The 20,625-nt window shown below is 66.2% G+C and carries 15 protein-coding genes and 1 tRNA gene; 11 read left to right on the top strand and 5 right to left on the bottom strand.

The features are described from left to right. Positions 1 to 33: 33 nt before the first annotated feature. Both ACP7C5_RS16705 and ACP7C5_RS16700 read right to left on the bottom strand, forming a co-directional pair. Positions 34 to 645: a LolA family protein gene (locus ACP7C5_RS16705; RefSeq protein ID WP_133191124.1), complete on the bottom strand. Its 612-nt coding sequence runs from the start codon at positions 643 to 645 to the stop codon at positions 34 to 36. A 79-nt stretch (positions 646 to 724) separates the two neighbouring features. Beyond that, positions 725 to 3,037 carry an FtsK/SpoIIIE family DNA translocase gene (locus ACP7C5_RS16700; RefSeq protein WP_189676565.1) on the bottom strand — a complete coding sequence of 771 codons (2,313 nt, stop codon included), beginning with the start codon at positions 3,035 to 3,037 and terminating at the stop codon, positions 725 to 727. Between the two features lie 114 nt (positions 3,038 to 3,151). Between ACP7C5_RS16700 and ACP7C5_RS16695 the strand changes: the two genes are divergently transcribed. Continuing rightward, the gene (locus tag ACP7C5_RS16695; protein ID WP_426265104.1) at positions 3,152 to 4,369 is read left to right on the top strand and encodes a UbiH/UbiF/VisC/COQ6 family ubiquinone biosynthesis hydroxylase; all 1,218 of its coding nucleotides are present in this window, start codon (positions 3,152 to 3,154) and stop codon (positions 4,367 to 4,369) included. A 334-nt stretch (positions 4,370 to 4,703) separates the two neighbouring features. Here ACP7C5_RS16695 and ACP7C5_RS16690 read toward each other — a convergent pair whose 3' ends face one another. From ACP7C5_RS16690 to ACP7C5_RS16680, 3 genes are read right to left on the bottom strand one after another with little or no spacing between them, the layout of a single operon-like run. Further along, the gene (locus ACP7C5_RS16690) at positions 4,704 to 4,904 is read right to left on the bottom strand and encodes a hypothetical protein (RefSeq protein WP_426265103.1); all 201 of its coding nucleotides are present in this window, start codon (positions 4,902 to 4,904) and stop codon (positions 4,704 to 4,706) included. Further along, entirely contained in the window at positions 4,901 to 5,527 is a 627-nt protein-coding gene (locus ACP7C5_RS16685; RefSeq protein ID WP_133191132.1) for an LON peptidase substrate-binding domain-containing protein, read from the bottom strand. Before ACP7C5_RS16685 ends, ACP7C5_RS16690 begins: the two co-directional genes overlap by 4 nt. Then, positions 5,524 to 6,420 carry a tetratricopeptide repeat protein gene (locus ACP7C5_RS16680; RefSeq protein WP_426265216.1) on the bottom strand — a complete coding sequence of 299 codons (897 nt, stop codon included), beginning with the start codon at positions 6,418 to 6,420 and terminating at the stop codon, positions 5,524 to 5,526. The genes ACP7C5_RS16685 and ACP7C5_RS16680 overlap by 4 nt, the downstream gene beginning before the upstream one ends. A gap of 193 nt (positions 6,421 to 6,613) precedes the next feature. On the opposite strand from ACP7C5_RS16680, the gene ACP7C5_RS16675 reads away from it, so the two are divergent. The 10 genes from ACP7C5_RS16675 (at position 6,614) to ACP7C5_RS16630 (ending at position 20,592) form a co-directional block, all read left to right on the top strand. After that, positions 6,614 to 6,688 (top strand) — tRNA-Gly (locus ACP7C5_RS16675). A gap of 612 nt (positions 6,689 to 7,300) precedes the next feature. Further along, positions 7,301 to 7,834 carry a chromate transporter gene (locus ACP7C5_RS16670; RefSeq protein ID WP_426265102.1) on the top strand — a complete coding sequence of 178 codons (534 nt, stop codon included), beginning with the start codon at positions 7,301 to 7,303 and terminating at the stop codon, positions 7,832 to 7,834. Then, complete coding sequence (locus ACP7C5_RS16665) at positions 7,831 to 8,373, top strand: chromate transporter (RefSeq protein WP_426265101.1); 543 nt, start codon at positions 7,831 to 7,833, stop codon at positions 8,371 to 8,373. The genes ACP7C5_RS16670 and ACP7C5_RS16665 overlap by 4 nt, the downstream gene beginning before the upstream one ends. A 3-nt stretch (positions 8,374 to 8,376) precedes the next feature. Then, on the top strand, positions 8,377 to 9,117 hold the full coding sequence (locus ACP7C5_RS16660; protein ID WP_426265100.1) for a sulfite exporter TauE/SafE family protein: 741 nt from the start codon (positions 8,377 to 8,379) through the stop codon (positions 9,115 to 9,117). A gap of 369 nt (positions 9,118 to 9,486) precedes the next feature. After that, the gene (locus ACP7C5_RS16655; RefSeq protein ID WP_426265099.1) at positions 9,487 to 10,335 is read left to right on the top strand and encodes a zincin-like metallopeptidase domain-containing protein; all 849 of its coding nucleotides are present in this window, start codon (positions 9,487 to 9,489) and stop codon (positions 10,333 to 10,335) included. 89 nt (positions 10,336 to 10,424) lie between these two features. Further along, a complete protein-coding gene (locus ACP7C5_RS16650; protein ID WP_426265215.1) occupies positions 10,425 to 11,543 on the top strand; it encodes a DUF932 domain-containing protein in 1,119 nt (372 codons plus the stop codon). Positions 11,544 to 11,691: 148 nt separating this feature from the next. Continuing rightward, on the top strand, positions 11,692 to 13,833 hold the full coding sequence (locus ACP7C5_RS16645; protein ID WP_426265214.1) for a ParB/RepB/Spo0J family partition protein: 2,142 nt from the start codon (positions 11,692 to 11,694) through the stop codon (positions 13,831 to 13,833). Between the two features lie 105 nt (positions 13,834 to 13,938). Next, a complete protein-coding gene (locus tag ACP7C5_RS16640) occupies positions 13,939 to 18,273 on the top strand; it encodes a strawberry notch-like NTP hydrolase domain-containing protein (RefSeq protein ID WP_426265098.1) in 4,335 nt (1,444 codons plus the stop codon). 11 nt (positions 18,274 to 18,284) lie between these two features. Then, a complete protein-coding gene (locus ACP7C5_RS16635) occupies positions 18,285 to 19,337 on the top strand; it encodes a DUF7146 domain-containing protein (protein WP_426265097.1) in 1,053 nt (350 codons plus the stop codon). A 313-nt stretch (positions 19,338 to 19,650) separates the two neighbouring features. Beyond that, positions 19,651 to 20,592: a DUF2493 domain-containing protein gene (locus tag ACP7C5_RS16630; RefSeq protein ID WP_426265096.1), complete on the top strand. Its 942-nt coding sequence runs from the start codon at positions 19,651 to 19,653 to the stop codon at positions 20,590 to 20,592. The last annotated feature ends 33 nt before the right edge of the window (positions 20,593 to 20,625 follow it).

Raw genomic sequence — 20,625 nt, 5'->3', positions numbered from 1 at the left:
CCTGTCGCCAATATGAACCGATCCTAGCGCAGGTTATTTTCTGCCCGACGCGGGCGTCGGATCGCGCCATTGGAACGCCGAGTTGCTGACGGGCGCGTTGAAGCGCTGGTTCGACAGCCGAATCGTCGTGCGGTTGTTCTGCGAATCGAGCGCGACCCAGCCCTGCAGCATCAGCCCGCCCGGCGCGGTCGCATTGCGCACGAACACAAGGCTGATCCGGCCATATTCGGGATGCTTGGGGTCGGCGGCATCGACCGCGACCGTCTCGGGATTGCCGGTCGGCACCACGCTCGCGATCCCGCGCATGTCACGCGACGGATCGAGCAGGATGCCGAGCGGCGACCCGCCGATCGGCCAGCGCTGCTTCTGGCCGACCGAGTAATCGAGAAACCAGAGCGACTTGCCGTCGCCGACGATGAGGATCGGCACGCCCTTTTCATATTGGAAGCGGATCTTGCCGGGCTTCTTGAGCGTCAACACGCCGGTCAGCACCTTCCCACCGCGATCGGTCTGCGTGAACGATGCGGTCATGCTCTCGACCGACTGGAGATGCTTTTGCACCAGCGACAAGTCGGCGACGGGCGCGGCCGAGACAAGCGCCGGCGCGGCGAGCGCGGCAAGAAGCGTTGGGTAACGAAGGGACACGAATATTCTCCTGACGCCGCCGCTTAAGCCCGAGGCGGCTTGAACCCGCTCTGAACCGAAGCCGGCACGCCCGGTTCCCTTACACCGGGTTCCCGTCGCGGTCGCGCAGCACTTCGCGGCGCCCGACATGGTCGGGGCGACCGACGATGCCGTCCTTCTCCATCCGCTCGATCAGCCGCGCCGCGCTATTGTAGCCGACGCGCAGCTGGCGCTGCAGCCAAGAGGTCGAGGCCTTCTGGCTTTCGACGACGAGCTGGATCGCGGTGCGATATTGCTGGTCCTCGGCGGTATCCTCGCCGGTCGGCGCGCCGTCCATCGCGAAACCGTCCTCGGGCTCCTCGGTGATCGCCTGGTTGTAATCGGGCTGCCCCTGTGCGCGCCAGTGATCGGTGACGGCGCGCACTTCGTCGTCCGACACGAACGGGCCGTGGACGCGGACGATGCCCTTGCCGCCGGGCATGTAGAGCATGTCGCCCTTGCCGAGCAGCTGCTCGGCGCCCTGTTCGCCCAGAATCGTGCGCGAATCGATCTTCGAGGTGACATGGAAGCTGATTCGCGTCGGCAGGTTCGCCTTGATCACGCCGGTGATGACGTCGACCGACGGTCGCTGCGTCGCCATGATCAGATGGATGCCCGCCGCGCGCGCCTTCTGCGCGAGCCGCTGGATCAGGAATTCGACTTCCTTGCCCGCGGTCATCATCAGATCGGCGAGCTCGTCGATGATCACGACGATCTGCGGCAGCACCTGATAATCGAGCGTCTCTTCCTCGTAGATCGGCGCGCCGGTGCCCGGCTCGTATCCGGTCTGCACCTTGCGGCCGAGCGGCTGGCCCTTGGCCTTGGCCGCGCGAACCTTGTCGTTGAAGCTCGCGAGCGAACGCACGCCGAGCGAGGACATTTGGCGATAGCGATCCTCCATCTGTTCGACGGTCCATTTCAGCGCGCGCACCGCCTTCGACGGATCGGTCACGACCGGCGCGTAGAGATGCGGGATGTCCTCATACATGCTCAGTTCGAGCATCTTGGGATCGATCATGATCATCCGGCACTCTTCGGGCTTGAGCCGGTAGAGCAGCGACAGAATCATGCAGTTGAGCCCGACCGACTTGCCCGAGCCGGTGGTGCCCGCGACGAGCAGGTGCGGCATCGGCGCGAGATCGGCGATCACCGGATCGCCCGCGATATTCTTGCCGAGCACCAGCGACAGCGAGCCCGGCTGGTCGTCGAGCGAATCGATCAGCTCGCGCAGGCCCACCGTCTCGCGCTTGGCGTTGGGCAGCTCGATGCCGATCACGGTGCGCCCCGGAATCGTCGCGACGCGTGCCGACACCGCCGACATGTTACGCGCGATATCGTCGGCGAGCTGGATCACGCGGCTCGCCTTGATGCCGGGCGCGGGCTCGAGCTCGTACATCGTCACGACCGGGCCGGGCCGCACGTTGATGATCGATCCCTTGACGTGGAAGTCGCTCAGCACCGTCTCGAGCAGCCGCGCATTGCGATCGAGCGCGACCTTGTCGACCGGCCCGCCGATCGCGGGCGGCGACGGGTTGAGCAGGTCGAGCGAGGGCAAGGTCGACTTGTCGCCGAAATCCATCGAGGTCTGCTTTGCGCGTGGCTTGGCCAGCGTCACCGGCGTCATCGCGCGGTCGGCGATCACCGGGCCGGGGCGGACATCGGGGCTCGCAAGCGCACGCGGCATCGACAGCTTGCGCGGGGTCGGCTCGGGCGCGAAGACTTCGTCGTCCGTCTCCTCGTCACGGTCGCGCCGCTGATCGGTCAGCCGCTTGGGTTCACGCGCGATCCGCGGCGCACGCTCGCTGACGTCGATCGTGAAGCTGTACGCCCAGAGCGCGAGCCCGGCGAACCCGAGCACCACCGCGATCCCGCGCGTCGTCCACAACACCGCATTGGGATTGGGCAGCAAGCCGATCAACGCGCGCAGCACGTCGGCCAGCCCGAGCCCGACCGCGCCGCCATAACCCGCCGGCAGCACTTGCACCGCCGCCGCCCAGATCAGCGCGAACGCCGTCCCGATCAACGCGACACCGCCGAGCGATGCGCCAAACATCAACCGCCAACGCCCGACCGGGACGCCGCGCCATAGCCGCAGCGCGACCAGCACCGCCGTCGGCAACACTAGCAGGAAGCCGGGACCCAGCAGCCAGAATGCGCCATCGGCGACCAGCGCACCCGGCTTGCCGAGCCAGTTGCGCGCGGCGGCGCCCGAGGCGGTGTTGAGCGACGGGTCGCTCGCATGATAGCTCGCGACTGCGACGACGAGCAAAACGACCAGCACGACGAGCGTGATCGCGGCAAGCAATGCGCCGCTGCGCACGGCGCCGGCCTTGACGGTCTCACGCCATAAGGGTGGCTGCGCGCGGCTCGCCATGATCTCTTGTCCCGATGTTCGCTGTCTGTGCTGCGGATTCATCGCGCGCGGCGGCTCCGCCGTCAAGACTTTGCGGGCTGGCGAGCGCCCGGCCGAGGCGCTACAGCAGCGCGTATGGATACAGCAGACGTCATCATCCTCGGCGGCGGACTCGTCGGCAGCGCGCTCGCCGTGGCGCTCGACACGCATGGACTTACGGCAATCGTCATCGACATTGCCGATCCCGCGGTGATTCTCGCCGCGGGTTTCGACGGGCGCGCCTCGGCGATCGCCGGTGCGCCGTGGCGGATGCTGCAAGCGATCGGCGTCGCCGACCGGCTCGCGCCCTTCGCGTGCCCGATCCAGGGAATTCGCGTGAGCGACGGGTTGGAACCCGGCGCGCTCGATTTCGAACCCGAGCCGGGCGACGGCGCGCTCGGGCATATGGTCGAGAACCGCAAGCTGCGTGCGGCGCTGTTCGAGGCGGCATCGGCTGCTCCCAATGTCGACGTGCGGATGCAGACGCGCGCGGTCTCGATCGATCGCGGCGCGGCGGGCGTCAGCGTCACGCTCGATTCGGGAGCCGTCATCAAGGCCCCGCTGCTGATCGCCGCCGAGGGCCGCAATTCGCCGACGCGTGAAGCCGCAGGCCTGCGCGTCGCGCGCTGGACCTACGACAATGCCGCGATCGTCACCTCGCTGCACCACGAACGCAGCCACGAGAATATCGCGTTCGAGATCTTCTACCCCGACGGCCCGTTCGCGATCCTGCCGCTCAACGACGACGAGCAGGGGCATCGGTCGTGCATCGTCTGGTCGGTGACGCATGACCAGGCGCCGGGGATGATGAAGCTGTCCGATCGCGGCTGGCTCGCCGAGGCCGACAAGCGAATCGGCGGGTTTCTCGGCAAGCTCGGGCCGCTTGGCCATCGGATGAGCTATCCGCTCGGATTCCATCATGCCGCGAAGATCGTGTCCGACCGGCTCGCATTGGTCGGGGACGCTGCGCACGGGATCCATCCAATCGCGGGCCAGGGCGTCAATGTGGGCTTCCGCGACGTGGCGACGCTGGTCGAGGTGCTGGTCGAGGGCAAGCGCTCGGGGCTCGATCTCGGCGATCCGCAATTGCTCGCGCGCTATGATCGCTGGCGCAGCCTCGATACCTTGATGGTGTCGGTCGCGACCGATGGCCTGACGCGGCTGTTCGGCATTCCCGGAAAGACCGCCAATGCGGTGCGGCGGATGGGTTTGTCGGCGGTGCAGCGCGTACCGCCGCTCAAGCGCCGCTTCATCGCCGAGGCGCGCGGCGAGAGCGGGGATGTGCCGAAGTTGCTGCAGGGGATTACGGTCTAGCCTCTTCTGCGGCAACGCTCGCGGCAGCGTCGATTGGGTTCGCGCAGAGGCGCGGAGGACGCGGAGGATCGCGTTGCTAGGGTGCGCTCTATTAGAGTGCGCTTCCCCGGCGGAGGCCGGGGCCCAGGAGCCGCACGCTTCTTGGTCGCACGCTGCGCTCGATCATTTCGGCCATTCCGACTGGGCCCCGGCCTTCGCCGGGGAAGCGGTTTGGGGGAAAAGCGGGAAAGCAATTAGGGGAAGGTGTGGCCCCTACAACCCAAAGCGCATCATCTCTGCATCCTCCGCGCCTCTGCGCGAACCATTCCACCAACGCCGACACGATCTCGCTAGATCAGTCGCGCCCACTCCGCACACTCGTCGGAGGCGCGCTCGCCATCGCCGCGATCCGATCGCTCTCGCTACCGATTCGCCGCTGCGTATCGATCTGCACGATCGCCGCGCCTTTCTTGGGGTCGAACAGCGTCGCGAAGAACATGCCCAGCATCATCGCCGCCCCACCGGCGCGACCCTTGCGCTTCGCGGCGTCCTTCATTGCAGCGTCACCGAATCCTCGCCGTCATGCCGGCCGAAAAACTGCATCAACTGAATGATCAGCTCGGCGCGATCCTCGATTCGCCCCGCCTCGAGCAGCGCTTGCTTCGCCGCCACGTCGAAGGGCGCGATCTGCGCGATGCCGTTGACCAAAGCCTCGTCGTCGAGCCGCGTCACCGCATCCCAATCGACCGCATAGCCCTGCGCATCGGCAAAGGCGCGCGATTCGCTCTCGAGCGCCGAGCGGCGCGACAGCGAGAGGATCTCGGGCTCGCTCGGACCCGGGATCAGCTCGGCCTCGACCTGGCGGAATGCCGTCGTCACGTCGAGTTCGCGCACGATGCGGAACAGCGACAGCCCCTCGAGGATGAGATTGTAGCGCCCGTCCTCGCTCGCCTCGAACTCGGCGATCTTGCCGACGCAGCCGATCTCGAACAGCGGTGGCTTGTCGGGCCGCGCCGGCACGTTGGGGCGCGGCTGGACCATGCCGATCCGCCGGTCACGTGCCATCGCGTCCGAGATCATCGCGCGATAGCGCGGCTCGAAGATGTGCAGCGGGAGATGCATGCCCGGAAACAGCAACGCGCCCGGCAGCGGGAAGATCGAGAGCCGCGTGATCGTCATCCGAACAGGATCGCCGAGAGCTTGCGCCGCTGCGCCGAGACCCACGGATCCTCGAGCCCAACGACCTCGAAGATCTTGAGCAATTGCGTCCGCGCCGCGCCCTCGTTCCATGTCCGGTCGGCCGCGATCATCGCGAGCAGCGTTTCGGCCGCGGCATCGCGGTCGCCCGCTGCCATCTGGCCGCCGGCGAGCTCGAAGCGCTTGTCGAAATTCTCGGGGTTGGCCGCAACTTCGGCGGCGAGCCCGGCAAGATCATCGACCGGCTGCACTTCACGCGCCAGCGCCAGCGCAGTGCGCGCACGCTCAATCTCGGGAAGCTTGGCGATCTCCTCGGGAAGAGCCGCGATCGCCGCCTCGGCCTTGTCGGTCTGCCCCGCGGCGACGAGCGCGCGGACCATGCCCGACAGCACCGCAGGATGCTCGGGCGCCATCTCGCTCAATTGCGCAAACACGCTCACCGCGCGCTCGGCATCGCCTTCGACGAGCACTTGCTCGCCCATCGCGATCAGCGGCTCGAGTTCGGCCTCGAGGCTCGCCGCCTCGCTTTCGAGCGGCAATTGCTTGAGCAGCTGGTCGAGCATCGTCCGCAACTGCGTCTCGGTGCGCGCGGGCGTCATGTCGGCGACGAGCTGCCCCTGGAACATCGCATAGACCGTCGGGATCGACTTGATCTGGAATTGCGCGGCGATGAACTGATTCTTGTCGGTGTCGATCTTGGCGAGCAGCACGCCCTTGTCGGCATAGGCCGCGGCGACCTTTTCGAGCAGCGGCGTCAGCGCCTTGCACGGCCCGCACCATTCCGCCCAGAAATCAATCACGACGAGCTTGGTCATCGACGGCTCGACGACATCGCGGCGGAAGCTCTCCACCGCGTCGCGTTCTGCAGCGCTCATTCCCAGGGTGGCCAAGTGTCGCTCCAATCTTGTGTGCTGTGCGCCTTATGTGGGCGCTCAGCGTACGAAGCCAACCCTTTTATCAAACGATCTGCACGCAATCGCGATAAGGGGTTGCCGAGTATGAAAGTCGCTGTTAGAGCCCGCCACCTTACCCGCCCAGTCAACGACTGATTGGGCCGTAAACGCCAGAGCGGGCGTAGCTCAGGGGTAGAGCACAACCTTGCCAAGGTTGGGGTCGAGGGTTCGAATCCCTTCGCCCGCTCCAGTTTTTCTAAAGAAATCAATAGGTTAAGAGGTGGCCGCGCAAGCGGCCACTCCTGCTTTTTACCGGGCGTCCACGCGGCGTCCACGGATTTGGACCGGTGGACACCACAAGATCATGAGGGGAATGGGTTCCCCTGCCGGCGAGCCGAAGAATCTCGCCAGACCCCTACTGCGGGGTGACGCGCGGCGGTTGGGGCGCGAGTCGCCGGAGCGCCTTGTCGATGGCTTCGCGCGTCGCAAGGTCGAGAAGATGCTGGGCGGCCGGACAAGCGCGGGCCGCCCTTGGTCCTGGTCAGAAGGCGGGATTTCAGATCGAGAGCGTCCCGTTATGTCCGAAGCATGCATACATATTTCGGACGGGTGGAGGTGCGGAGAACTGCGTCCGAACCTTGGTCCTCCCAATGGCTCAGACTGAGGTGTTGCGTGCCGGGATCTAGTGGTCGAAATCAGGTGCTTGGTTCCCATCGGTACGATGGCGAGAATCACTCAATTCCTGCCTTCCCCCATCTTCGAGCAGTTGCCCGATAGCCGCGGTACGTCCATGCGGCTGACGGACACATTGCTGACGGGTTGATACAAGCACGTGGGGGATCAAGACGCAGAGCGGCCTGGCTTGCCGGCAATTGCCGACGTCTTCGGGCGCTACGGCAACTTCACGCTGGGCGGTGGCAGCGCGACGGTTGCGGTGCTCCACCGCGAACTGCTGGAGAAGCGGCGGTGGATCGGCGTGGACGCGTTCACCTTGTGCTTTGGCCTGGCACGCCTGACGCCCGGTACCAATGTACTGGCGTTCTGCACCGCGGTCGGGTGGCTGCTCCGGGGCTGGGCCGGCGCGGCCGTGGCGCTGCTCGCGGCGTCTGTGCCCTGCACATTGGTCATCGTGGTGCTCACCGCCGCCTTTGCCCAGGCCGAACGGAACCTGTGGGTGCAGGCGGCCATTCACGGAGCTGTCGCTGCGGCTGTCGCCATCACCGCCAGGACAAGCTGGACGATTGCGCACCCGCATTTCAAGCCGGGCGCCAGGCTTCGCGTGGTGTCAATCGGCGCGGCGGCCTTCCTGCTCTACACGGTCGCCGGGGTGCCCGCGATCGAGGTGCTTCTGCTCGCGGCCGTCACCGGCGCGGTCCTGCCGGTCGCCCGATCATGAACCTGCTTCTGCTCTACCTGACGCTGCTGAAGGCGACGATAACATCCTTTGCCGGTCTGGCCTCGCTTCCGGTCGTCCAGGATTCGCTCGTTGCCCATTATCACGTCCTGACGGACAAGCAGCTCAACGAGGCAGTCGTCATCACCCGCAGCTCGCCCGGGCCGGTCGGACTCTATGTGGTCAGCGTTGGCTATTTCGTCGCCGGCCTCCCCGGCGCGGTGATGGGTTGGCTCGCGATGATCACGCCGGCTGGGCTGATCATACCACTTGTCCACTTCGTTGGTCGCCGGATGGAGAATCCGCGCGTCCGCTCCATCCTCCAGGCGGTCGTGATCGCAAGCGCCGGCCTGCTCCTCGCGGCGGCCATTCCGCTCGCTCGGGACGGTCTCACCGACCCGGTTACGATCACGATCGCGGTGGTCAGCCTCGCGCTGCTCTTCCGCACGAGGATCGACACGCTGTGGATCATCCTTGGTGCGGCCATTGCGTCGCTCACTGTTGCGACCCTGGGTGCCGTCCCCCTCGCACTGGCTGGCTGATCCATGGACACGGCAACCCTAATCGCGATCTGCGTCCTGCTCGGCCTCGGGGCGTTGCTCTACACATCAGTAGGTCACGCTGGAGCGTCGGCTTACATCGCCATCATGGCGCTGTTCGGCCTGGCGCCGGAGACGATCAAACCGGCCGCGCTGGTCCTGAACATCATGGTCGCATCGTTCACATCGTGGCGCTTCATCAGGGCCGGCCAATTCGACCTGCGCCGTCTCGTGCCGTTCTCGATCGGGGCACTGCCCTTCGCCTTCCTCGGCGGCAGCATCAGCTTGCCGGGGGTTGCCTACCGGCCGCTCGTGGGGGCGGTCCTGCTGCTTGCCGGGCTTCGGCTCCTCTGGCCACGCCCCATGATGCGGCAGGAGGAGATCATAATGCCCCCGGCGCCTGCCGCCCTCGCGAGCGGTGCCGGCATTGGCCTGCTGTCGGGCCTCACCGGCACGGGTGGCGGCATCTTCCTCAGCCCGCTGATGATCATGATGGGCTGGGCGGAAACACGAAAGGCGAGCGGGATCGCCGCGGTGTTCATCCTGCTCAACTCGATCGCTGGTCTGGCTGGCAACTTGTCAAGCGTCGGGCATCTGCCCGCGCAGCTTCCGTACTTTATGGGCTCGGTCGCGATCGGCGCAGTGGCCGGGACAGCGCTGGGCGTCTCGGTCCTGCCGACACACCGGCTGATACAAGCCCTGGGCGCAGTCCTGCTCGTGGCAGCGGCAAAACTGATCCTGACCTAGCGGCCAATTCGTAGACGCTTGGAAGCAGACGGACAGCAAACCATCAGGCCGGGTCGTTCGTACTTCTGACGCGCCAGTACCAGGCGTCTGATTTTGACCCCTGGCTTGCGCGATTTTAGGGTTAGCTGCGCAATTCCCCTCTTTGATTGGCCGGGCATCTACGCGGTGCTCCACGATTTGACCCTGTGAACACCACAGGATCGTGAGGGGAAGGCGTTCCCCTGCTGGCGGGCTAATGGATCTCGCCAGACCCACTCCGGAGTGATTCCTCGCAACGCCCCCGCGAAGAGTGAGAGTGGGGCCGAGCCGGCCGTGACGGGTTGAAGGGATCGGGAGTGGCCCGAGCCTCACCCGTCGCGGAGAACCGCGATGGCTCACGCTCTCGCCTATCGGCCCGTGACCGGCCCGGACGACCCTTTCGACCGCATCAACGACCAGGTGCTAGCGCTGATGGAGCGGGGCCAGGTTCCCTGGGCAACGCCTTGGCGCTTGGTCGTCACACCAGGCCATGGAAGCTGCAATGAGGATGGCAGTGGCATCAAGCTCTGTCATTATGACCCCAGCCTTCCGGCGCGCCTGGTGGCTGCGACCAACCCGACCGCACCGCGCGACGTCGATGCCGAATTCCACGAGCTGTTCGCCGCAACCGGTATCAACTTCCGCCTGGGTGCAATCCGGACATTCTACAGTCTCTCCGAAGACATGATCGCCCTGTCGGATTGGCGGATTAGCGATCCGACTGAGTTTCTTCGCGATTGGATCCACGAATTGCTTCACGCCGTCGGGCACTCCTCCCGCCTCGATCGCAAGCTCCCGCGCGGCTTCGGCTCGAACGCTCATGGCATGGAGGATCTGATCGCCGAGATCGGCGCCGCACTCGTGTGCGCGTCGCTCGGCATCGAGCCGTCGCTGCGTCATCCCGCCTGTCTCGACACGTGGATCGAATTGCTCCGCTCCGACAACGAAATCTTCGAACACGCAGTCCGGTCTGCCGATGCCGCCGCCGGCTACCTGTTCGCCCGGCGCGACGCCCAGGCGGCGGCTTTCGATCGGCTCGAGGCGGAAGAGGCCGCGGCCGAGCGGGAAGAGGCCGCGCGCAAAGCGGCGGTGCGGCGGCGCAAATGGCGGTGCGAGAGGGAGAGATGGGCCTTCGGCTCCGTGACGGGTTCGAGGCCTGGAGAGAGTCTCCTGGCGGCCCATCCTGGAGACCTCACATGATCACCCCTTCCATCGCCGATTCCCGCGCCAGAGGTTCCGGGCCGGTTCCCGCGGCCGGCTACAAGGTCGATATCTCGCGCGGCTAGCGCATCGGGCGCGTTTCGTCCGAGTGGTTCTCGCGGCCCGACGACGAGCGCTATCTGTCGTTGACCGCGCTGTACGATGCCGTGCGCTCTCGCGCCGATCGGGCAACCGCGCGCACCGTCGAAACCCGGGAGATACGCGTCGAAGCGCGCCGCGACGATCCGGAGCGGCTTGCCTTGATGGTTCCGGGCCGCAATCAGCCGGTCGCACCGACCCATTGGTCATTCGGGCAGCTGTGCGGCCTGGTCGGCGCGCCGGCAGGCTATCTCCGGCAGCTGCCCGCACCGCTGGCCGGCATCAACATGCAGCACGGACTGAACGCTCACCGGGGCGAGCTGATCAAGACGCTCGAGGCGGATGACGGTCGGGTCGAGCTGCGTGCCGTGACCGGACCCGATTATGGCCGCATCTGGGACCATGAGCTAGTTGCCGCGGTCATGAAGATCGCCGGCGACGGCATCGGCGATACGCGCTGGAAGGTGCCAGGCCTGCTCGACTGGTCGACCATGACTCATAACCCGTTCGTCGAGGTCACCAGAGATACGACCACGCTCTATGCGAGCGACCGCGACGTCTTCCTCTTCCTGGTCGATGACGCCCACCCGATCGAAGCGGGCCGGCTGCCCAATGGCGATCCCGACCTCTATTTCCGGGGCTTCTACTGCTGGAACAGCGAGGTCGGTTCGAAGACCCTTGGCATGGCGTCCTTCTATCTTCGCGCCGTCTGCATGAACCGCAACATCTGGGGTGCGGAAGGGTTCGAGGAGATCAGCATCCGCCACAGCAAGTTCGCCGCGAACCGGTTCGCACACGAAGCGGCACCCGCCCTGGAGCGCTTCGCGACGTCGTCGCCTGCGCCATTCATGGCCGGCATCAAAGCGGCGCGCGAACGGATCGTCGCCCGCAAGGACGAGGACCGTACGACCTTCCTGCGTCGGCACGGCTATTCGCGCGCCGACACCGAGAAGGTCATCGCAACGGTCCTCGCCGAAGACGGTCGACCGCCCGAGTCCATCTTCGACTTTGTTCAGGGCCTGACGGCGCTTGCGCGCTCCAGGCCCCATCAGGACGCGCGCCTTGAACTCGAAGGGAAGGCCGCAAGGCTGCTGGCCAGCGTGCGGTGAAACTCAGCGTGGAGACCTGACTGCCGTCTCGGCTCCGCATCGACCGGGCGCGGCCCTCCCCTCTTCAGAGGGAGAGGGCTGCGCCTCCCGTCGTGACGGGTTGAGGGTCGAGAGGGAGTCTCCCGACCGCCCGTCATGGAGAACGACCATGACCCAAGCTCGCAAGATCGTCCTGAGCGGTTCGCGCGACATTCCCTTCAATCTGCTGGTGCTGAGCCAGGCCAATGTCCGGCGTGTGAAGGCCGGCGTCTCGATCGACGCCCTTGCCACCGACATCGCCCGCCGCGGCCTGCTCCAGAGCCTCACCGTCCGGCCGCAGCGCGATGCCGAAGGTGTGGATACCGGCCTGTTCGAGGTTCCGGCCGGCGGCCGCCGGTTCCGGGCGCTGCAATCACTCGTCAAAGCGAAGCGGATGGCGAAGACCCAGCCGGTGCCGTGCATCGTGCGCGACGATGCCGAGGTCTCGGCCGAAGAGGATTCGCTCGCCGAGAACACCCACCGCGAGGCGCTTCACCCGCTCGACCAGTTCCGGGCAATGCAGCAGCTTGTCGCGAAGGGCGACCAGGTCGAGGCGGTCGCGGCGACCTTCATGACCACGCCGGCCGTGGTCCGGCAGCGCTTGAAGCTGGCCTCGGTCTCGCCCGCGCTCCACGAGATCTATGCCGATGACGGCATGTCGCTCGATCAGCTGATGGCCTTCTCGGTGAGCGACGACCATGCCCGGCAGGAAGTGCTCTGGGAGCTGCTCGCCCACAGCCACAACAAGTCGCCCGCGTTCATCCGGCAGCGGCTGACCGAAGATACGGTGCGGGCATCCGATCGCCGGGCGCGGTTCATCGGCATCGACGCCTATGTCGAGGCGGGCGGCTGCGTGTTGCGCGACCTGTTCGAGGCGGACAATGGCGGCTGGCTTCAGGACGCGGCCCTGCTCGATCGCCTAGTCGTCGAGAAGCTCAACGCCGAGGCCGAGCGTATCCGCGCGGAGGGGTGGAAGTGGATCGCGGTCGCAGTCGATTTTCCCTACGGACATCTCGACGGACTTCGCGAGCTCGACAGCCTGCCGGCTGCGTTGACCGAGGACGAGAATGCCCGGGCCGAGGCACTCAAGGATGAGGCCGACGCGATCGAAGCGGAATATGAAAATGTCCGCGATCTCCCCGACGTCGTGGAAAAGCGCATCACTGCGCTCGACGAGGAACTTGCGGGATTGCTCGAGCGTCCGCCGGTGTTCGACCTCGCCGAGATGACGCTCGCCGGTGCCTTCGTCAGCCTGGAGATGGACGGCACGCTCTGTGTCGAGCGCGGGTGGGTGCGGCCGGAAGACGAACCTGTCGTCGGGGCGGATGAGACCGCGATCGAGGCGGATTTCATCGGTCCGCGGCAGCAGGGCGAGGAGACATTGGAGTCGGCATCGGACAATAGTGGCGATGGCGGCCAAGAGGGCGATGACGAGGAGGAAGAGGGCATCAAGCCCCTGCCCGACCGCCTGATGTCCGAACTGACCGCGCACCGCACGATCGCGCTGCAGGATGCCTTTGCGCAGAGTCCGTCAATCGCCTTTGCGGCCGTGCTGCATTCGCTCGTGCTGTCCGTCTTCTATTATGGCCGCACCGAAACCTGCCTCGGACTATCGCTCCACCAGACCAGCTTTCCCAACCAGCCACCGGGCATGAAGGACAGCCTGCCGGCCAAGTCCATCGCCGCCCGTCACGCGCACTGGGAGGAACGCCTGCCGGCATCGGACCGCGAACTGTGGGATGCCCTTGCGCGTCTTGACGGCGATGAACAGGCGGCCCTGTTTGCGCATTGCGCGGCGTACGGGGTCAACGCCCTGTGGGAGCCCGTCAGCCGCTATGACGGGCGCGTTTCGGCGCACGGCATCGCGCGGCGTCTCGATCACAGTCACGTGCTGGCGCGCGCGGTCGGGCTGGACATGGTCACGGCCGGCTGGACGCCGATGGTCGATAATTATCTCGGCCGCGTCACCAAGCCGCGCATCCTGATGGCCGTTTCCGAAGCAAAGGGCGACCATACTGCCGGCCTGATCGACCATCTGAAGAAGGGCGACATGGCCCGAGAGGCCGAACGCCTGCTCGAAGGTTCGGGCTGGCTGCCCGAGCCGCTCCGCACGCCCGCCATCGCGACGGGTGAGGGGACGACGGTCGATCTGCTGACTGTCTCGGACCCGATCGTTGAAGCGCTTCCCGCCTTCCTCGATGGTGGGGACGAGGCGGAATCGCCCGGCGCTGGCGACGACGAGTCCGGCGGCTTCGCCATCGCGGCGGAATAGCGTGGCTCTCCGGCGAGCGGCCCCCGGTCGCTCCGCCATTCCCCTTCAAGACTTTTTCGAAAGCCCGGCCATCGCGCCGGGCTTTCGCGTTTCAGGAGATACGCGATGTCCGCACAGCATATTTTCGACAATGCCCCGCTCAGCGCCGCCGACGCGCTGATGACCGCGGCCCGAATCATCCTCCCCGATCTCGAGCTTGGCAGCGTGATACGGGCGCCCGTACTGCGCGCCGCGATGGAGACCGCCTTTGGCGGTTCCGATGCCGATGGCGCGTGGGACTGGAAGGCGGCCTATGACGCTTGCGAGGCCGCGCAAATCCTGTTCTTCCGCAAATACGCAAAGGCGCTTTTCCGCAAATCCGGATCGCCGGCCGCGACCCTCGCGATGATCGAGAAGGTGGCCGTGCTCCTGCCGACGCACACACGTCGCTCCGAGACGAGCCAGGCGCTTCAGCAATTCAGCACGCCGGCCGGCCTGGCTTTTGTCGCGGCGTCCGCCGCGTCGATCCGGCCCGGCGAGCTCGTGCTCGAACCCTCGGCGGGAACGGGCCTGCTCGCGATCCATGCCGAAGCCATGGGTGGCCGGCTCGCGCTAAACGAACTCGGCGAGGCCCGCGCCGAACTGCTCGCCCGCCTGTTCGAGGGTGCCGTGGTCACCAGCTACGACGCCGCCCATATCCATGACTATCTGGATCCCGCGATCACCCCCGACGTGATCCTGATGAACCCGCCCTTCTCCGCGGTGGCACATGTCGACAGGGCAATGAAGGATGCAGCGTTCAGGCATATTGGCTCCGCGCTTGCCCGGCTCGCGCCCGGCGGCCGCCTCGTCGCGATCACGGGTGCTGGCTGCTCGCCCTATGCATCGGCCTGGGCTGACGCCTTCACAGCGCTACAGGAACGCGGGCGGGTCATCTTCTCGGCAGCGATCGATGGCCGGATCTACGCTAAGCACGGCACGACGATCGATACCCGGCTGACCGTCATCGAGCGTGCACCGGCCGCTGATCCCGCCGCCTTCCCCGCGTCGCCTGGCATCGCATCGGATGTGGTGACCTTGCTGAACTGGGTGCGCGACCTTGTGCCGCCGCGCGATCCGACGCCGGCTCCCGTAGGCAATGCGCTTCCCATCGCGCTGTCTGGCCTCTCCGCCGCCCGCGTTCTCACGCCGCGGAGGATTAACGCCATGCCCGCGCAGGCGCCGCTCCCCGCGCCCGAGATGATCGAGCTGGCTTACGATGTCGTCGACTGGACGCCGGCCGAATCAGGCCGGCTCACCGATGCCATCTACGAACCCTATGCGCTCCAGTCGCTGCGCATCGCGGATGCAAAGCCGCATCCGACGCCGCTCGTCCAGTCGGCCGCGATGGCATCGGTCGCGCCGCCCAAAGCCTCCTATCGACCCCACCTCCCCGCGAGTCTCGTCACCGATGGCATCCTGTCCGATGCCCAGCTTGAGTCCGTCATCTATGCAGGCGAGGCCCATGGCGGCTTCCTGTCGGGCGCATGGTCGGTCGATCCGACCTGGAACATCATCTCGGCGGCACCCGAGAATGCCGCGAACGCGGCCCGCTTCCGGCGCGGCTGGTTCCTTGGCGACGGCACCGGAGCGGGCAAGGGCCGGCAGGTCGCCGGCATCATCCTCGACAATTGGGCGAAGGGCCGCCGCCGTGCGCTGTGGATCAGCAAGTCCGACAAGCTGCTTGAAGACGCACAACGCGACTGGTCGGCGCTTGGTCAGGAGCGGCTGCTGGTGACGCCGCTGTCGCGCTTCCGCCAGGGTACGCCGATCCGCCTGGACGAAGGCGTGCTGTTCACGACCTATGCGACGCTTCGCTCGCAGGATCGCGGCGAGAAGGCCAGCCGGCTGCAGCAGATCGTCGATTGGCTGGGCGCGGATTTCGACGGCGTGATCGTCTTCGACGAGGCGCATGCGATGGCCAATGCCGCCGGGGGCACCGGGGAGCGCGGCGACCAGGCACCGTCGCAGCAGGGCCGTGCCGGACTTCGGCTTCAACATGCCTTGCCGGACGCACGTATCGTGTATGTCTCAGCGACCGGCGCGACCACGGTAAAGAATCTCGCATACGCGCAGCGCCTGGGTCTCTGGGGCGGCGAGGACTTCCCGTTCGCGACGCGTCAGGAGTTCGTGGCCGCGATCGAGGATGGCGGCGTCGCGGCGATGGAAGTGCTGGCGCGCGACCTGAAGGCCCTCGGCCTGTATGTCGCCCGCTCGCTGTCGTTCGACGGCGTCGAATATGAGCTGCTCGAGCATGAGCTGACGCCGGAGCAGGTCCGCATCTACGATGCGTATGCCGGCGCCTTTCAGGTCATCCACAACAATCTGGGCGCCGCACTCGAAGCGGCGAACGTCACCGGTGACAGCGGCACGTTGAACGCTCAGGCCAAATCGGCGGCTCGCTCCGCATTCGAGAGCGCCAAGCAGCGCTTCTTCAACCATCTGATCACCGCGATGCAGACGCCGAGCCTGGTCGCGAGCGTCGAGCGCGATCTTGCCGATGGCCATGCCGCCGTGGTCCAGATCGTCTCGACCGGCGAGGCGCTGATGGAGCGGCGCCTTGCCGAGATCCCGACGGACGAATGGAATGACGTCCAGGTCGACATCACCCCGCGCGAATATGTGCTCGACTATCTTGCGCACAGCTTCCCGGTTCAGCTCTACGAGCCGTTCAGCGACGGTGAGGGCAATCTTTCCTCCCGGCCAGTCTATATCGACGGCCAGCCGGTCGAATGCCGGGACGCGGTCGAGCGCCGGCAGCGGATGATCGAGCATCTGGCCGCTTTGCCGGCCGTTCCAGGCGCGCTGGACCAGATTCTGCACCGCTTCGGAACGGACATCGTTGCCGAAGTGACCGGCCGAACCCGCCGGATCGTGGTCAGGCGCGACGACGACTGCACGCTGCGCTTCGCCGTCGAGAACCGACCAGGTTCCGCCAACATCGGCGAGACACAGGCGTTCATGGACGACACAAAGCGCGTCCTGATTTTCTCCGACGCCGGCGGGACTGGGCGCTCCTATCATGCCGATCTGGGCGCTGTGAACCAGCGCCTTCGCGTCCACTATCTTCTCGAATCCGGCTGGAAGGCGGACAGCGCGATCCAAGGGTTCGGGCGCACCAACCGTACCAACCAGGCGCAGCCGCCACGGTTCAGGCCGGTGTCCACCAATGTGAAGGCGCAAAAGCGGTTCATCTCGACGATTGCCCGGCGTCTCGACACGATGGGCGCGATCACGCGCGGTCAGCGCCAGACCGGCGGGCAGAACATGTTCCGGCCCGAGGACAATCTGGAATCACATTACGCGCGCGACGCCTTGCGCCAGCTCTATAGTCTGCTCGTGGCGGGGAAGATCGAGGGCTGCTCGCTTCTCCACTTCGAGCAGGCGACCGGTCTTTCGCTTGTGGATACCGGTGGGATGAAGGACGAGCTTCCGCCGATCACCATGTTCCTCAATCGCATGCTGGCACTGACCATTGCCCTGCAGGATATCCTGTTCACGGCGTTCGAGGGGCTCCTCGCCGCCCGTATCGAAGGTGCGATCGCGAGCGGCGTCTATGAGATCGGCCTCGAAACACTGATGGCGGACAGCTTCGTCATCTCCGATCGCCGGGTAATCTACACCCATCTGGGTACGGCTGCGGAAACGACCCTGCTCACGATCGAGCGCCGCGACCGGAATCAGCCGCTCCAGCTCGAACAGGCGCTCCACCGCGGCAGCGATCTGGAGGCCGTCTTGCTCGTGAATGCGAAGTCCGGACGTGCGGCAGTGCAGGTTCCGTCGCGCAGCCTGCTGCTGGACGACGGCAGCCTCGAGCGGCGGGTCCGCCTCGTACGTCCGATGGAAGCGCCGACCCTGCCGTGCGATGCCATGACGGAAACCCATTGGGAGAAGGCCGGCCCGGCAGCCTTCGCCGCCGCATGGATCGCCGAGCTCGCGACTATATCCGAGTTCGAGACGAGCACCATGCATATCGTTGCCGGTCTGCTTCTCCCGATCTGGAAGCGCCTGCCCAACCAGTCGTCGCGGGTCTATCGCCTTCAGACCGATGACGGCGAACGCGTCGTCGGCCGGCGGGTCTCGCCAGCCTGGGTCGCGGCGACTCTCGATCTCGGGCTGCCGGCCCTGTCTGCCGAGAAGGCCTGGCCTATGCTGCTGGCGGGTGAAGCTTCACTGCACCTCGCCGAAGGACAGGTCCTGACGCGCGTCCGGGCGATGGGCGTCCACCGGATCGAATTGACCGGCTTCAACGACCTCGCGCTGCAGCGTCTGAAAACGCTCGGCTTGATATCGGAGATCGTCTCGTGGAAACTGCGGCTGTTCGTGCCGACGGGGGCCGACGGCGCGGATGTGCTCGCGCGACTGATGGAGCGGTACCCGCTCCAGCGGGTCGCCGAGCGCTCACCGGCGAAAGCCGCTTGAGGATGCGCCCCATGGAAAAGCCCGCCGCCGAGATCGCACACCGCCTTGCTTCGCATGCGGAGGCGGTATGTCGTCGCTACCTGTCGCAGGGACGCAGGGAAGGCCGCTATTGGCTCGTCGGCGACATCCGCAACACGCCTGGTCGCAGCCTCTATGTCCGTCTGGCCGTGTCGCCGGATGGACGCGGCGCGGCGGGTAAATGGACCGACGCCGCAACCGGCCAGCATGGCGATCTGCTCGACATCATCGCACAGGCCGGAGGCCATGATCATCTGCGCGACGCGCTCGACGAGGCACGGCGATTTCTGAGCATGCCGATGCCGGAGCCGTCGGATGACGCGCCGCGCCATCGGCGTGAGAAGGCGGCCACCGGCACTCCCGAAGCCGCCCGCCGGCTGTTCGACGCGTCGCGGCCGATCGCAGGCAGCGTCGTGGAAACGTATCTGCGCAAACGGGGCCTCACGACTCTACGCGGATACGACGCGCTGCGCTTCCATCCGCATTGCTACTACCGACCGTCCAGGGACGACGCGGCCGGGACGAGGACCGCCTGGCCGGCGATGATCGCGGCCGTGACGGATGGCGATGGCACCCTGACCGGCGTTCATCGCACCTGGCTCGATCCCGCGACGCGGGGCAAGGCGCCGATCGCGACCCCGAGGCGTGCAATGGGCAATCTCCTCGGTCACGGTGTCCGGTTCGGCATTGCGGGCGAGATAATGGCAGTCGGCGAGGGCATCGAGACCATGGGGTCGTTGCATTCGATTATGCCCGCGATGCCGATGATCGCCGGCCTGTCGTCCGCACATCTTGCGGCCATCCTGTTCCCGGCCGTGCTGCGGCGCCTCTATGTCGCACGAGACGATGATCCCGCCGGTGACGCGGCGATGGCGACATTGGCCGAGCGCGCGCTTGTGTCCGGGATCGAAGTCGTGCCGCTGTCGTCCATGCTCGGTGACTTCAACGAGGATCTTCGCCTGCTGGGAGATGCGGCCCTGCGAGCAGCGGTGCGGGCGCGACTCGCGGAGTCCGATGCTGACCGATATCTCGCATCTGCAGGATGAGGTGGCGGAGCCACGCGGCTCGGGTTCCTCATCGTCGCCTGATATGGCTGCGGTGACGCTACAAGTTCGGATGAGGGCCGCGCCCTCGGCCTTCTGAGAGGGCGATCGGGACGGCAAACGTCCCGGCCCCGCAACGACGGACTGCGACTTTCTTCCCCTGGCGGCTGCACCGCCATTCCTCGCGAGACAAGAAAGCCTCGTCCGCCGTCCTCCGCTTAGCTGCGGTCCTTTCGGATGCAGGCCCGGGCCGCCCGCCGTCTTTCGTCGCCTGCGAAGGCCGCGATGGGCGCGGCTCGAATTCGAAAGCAGCACCATGACAACCGATCAGCAGGAACCCGACCGGGAACCCGAGCACCGCGAATCCGCCACCGGCGTCATTCTCCCGGAACTGGCGCTCTACGCCTACCGGCCTTTCTCGGACGAAGCGGACCCGCGACCGCTTCCCGAAGACCGCATGGTCGCTGGTGCCGTCGCCGACATCTTCGACGCGATGGTGTCGACGCTGGAGGATACCAGGCTCGAACCCGATCTCGAGGACCTTCTCTGGGGCCTGACCAACGTCTTCCACCGCGCCGCCGAGCGGGTCGAACGCGAATTGGACGACAATGAGGTCGCACAGAAGCGCGGCCAACGCGAACAGGACGGGTCTGAGGTGAAGTCGGTCGAACTGGAGCAGTTGCTCCGCGAAGGCGCGACGATGATCGAACGCCGCGACGCCATGGAGTTCTTCCGCGATGCCGCCGCCGAGCAATTCAGGGTGCATTTGCGCAAGCCCTGGACACCGCGCTCGGGGTCGATGGCCAACCGAAAAGCACTTACCGCTTCGATGATCGACAGCCGGGATTTCATCAATGCGCGGCGCAGGGCGGAGCGCGATGTGCTCGTGCCGGCTGGGCCGAAGATCGCGATCACTGCGGGGCAGGATTTCAACGATCACCGGCTGATCTGGGACGTCCTCGATCGCGTGCACACGAAGCATCCCGGCATGGTGTTGCTGCATGGCGGTTCGGACAGGGGAGGCGAGCGTATCGCATCCGCGTGGGCGACGGACCGCAAGGTTCAACAAATCGCCTTCAAGCCCGATTGGGCGAAACACAAAAAGGCCGCGCCGTTCAAACGCAATGATGCGATGCTGGCGGTGCTCCCGATCGGTGTGATCATCTTCCCAGGCTCGGGTATCCAGGACAATCTGGCTGACAAGGCCAGGACGATGGGGATTCGTCCGATGGATTATCGCGACAGAGGCGGCGGGTAACGGCAGTATCCATGATCGCTGAGCATCCAACAG

The organism is Sphingomonas sp. PWP1-2 (genome assembly GCF_049898305.1).
Lineage (GTDB): Bacteria > Pseudomonadota > Alphaproteobacteria > Sphingomonadales > Sphingomonadaceae > Sphingomonas > Sphingomonas glacialis.
The sequence above is the reverse complement of the archived record's forward strand: the minus strand, read 5'-3'. Positions and strand labels throughout refer to the sequence as shown.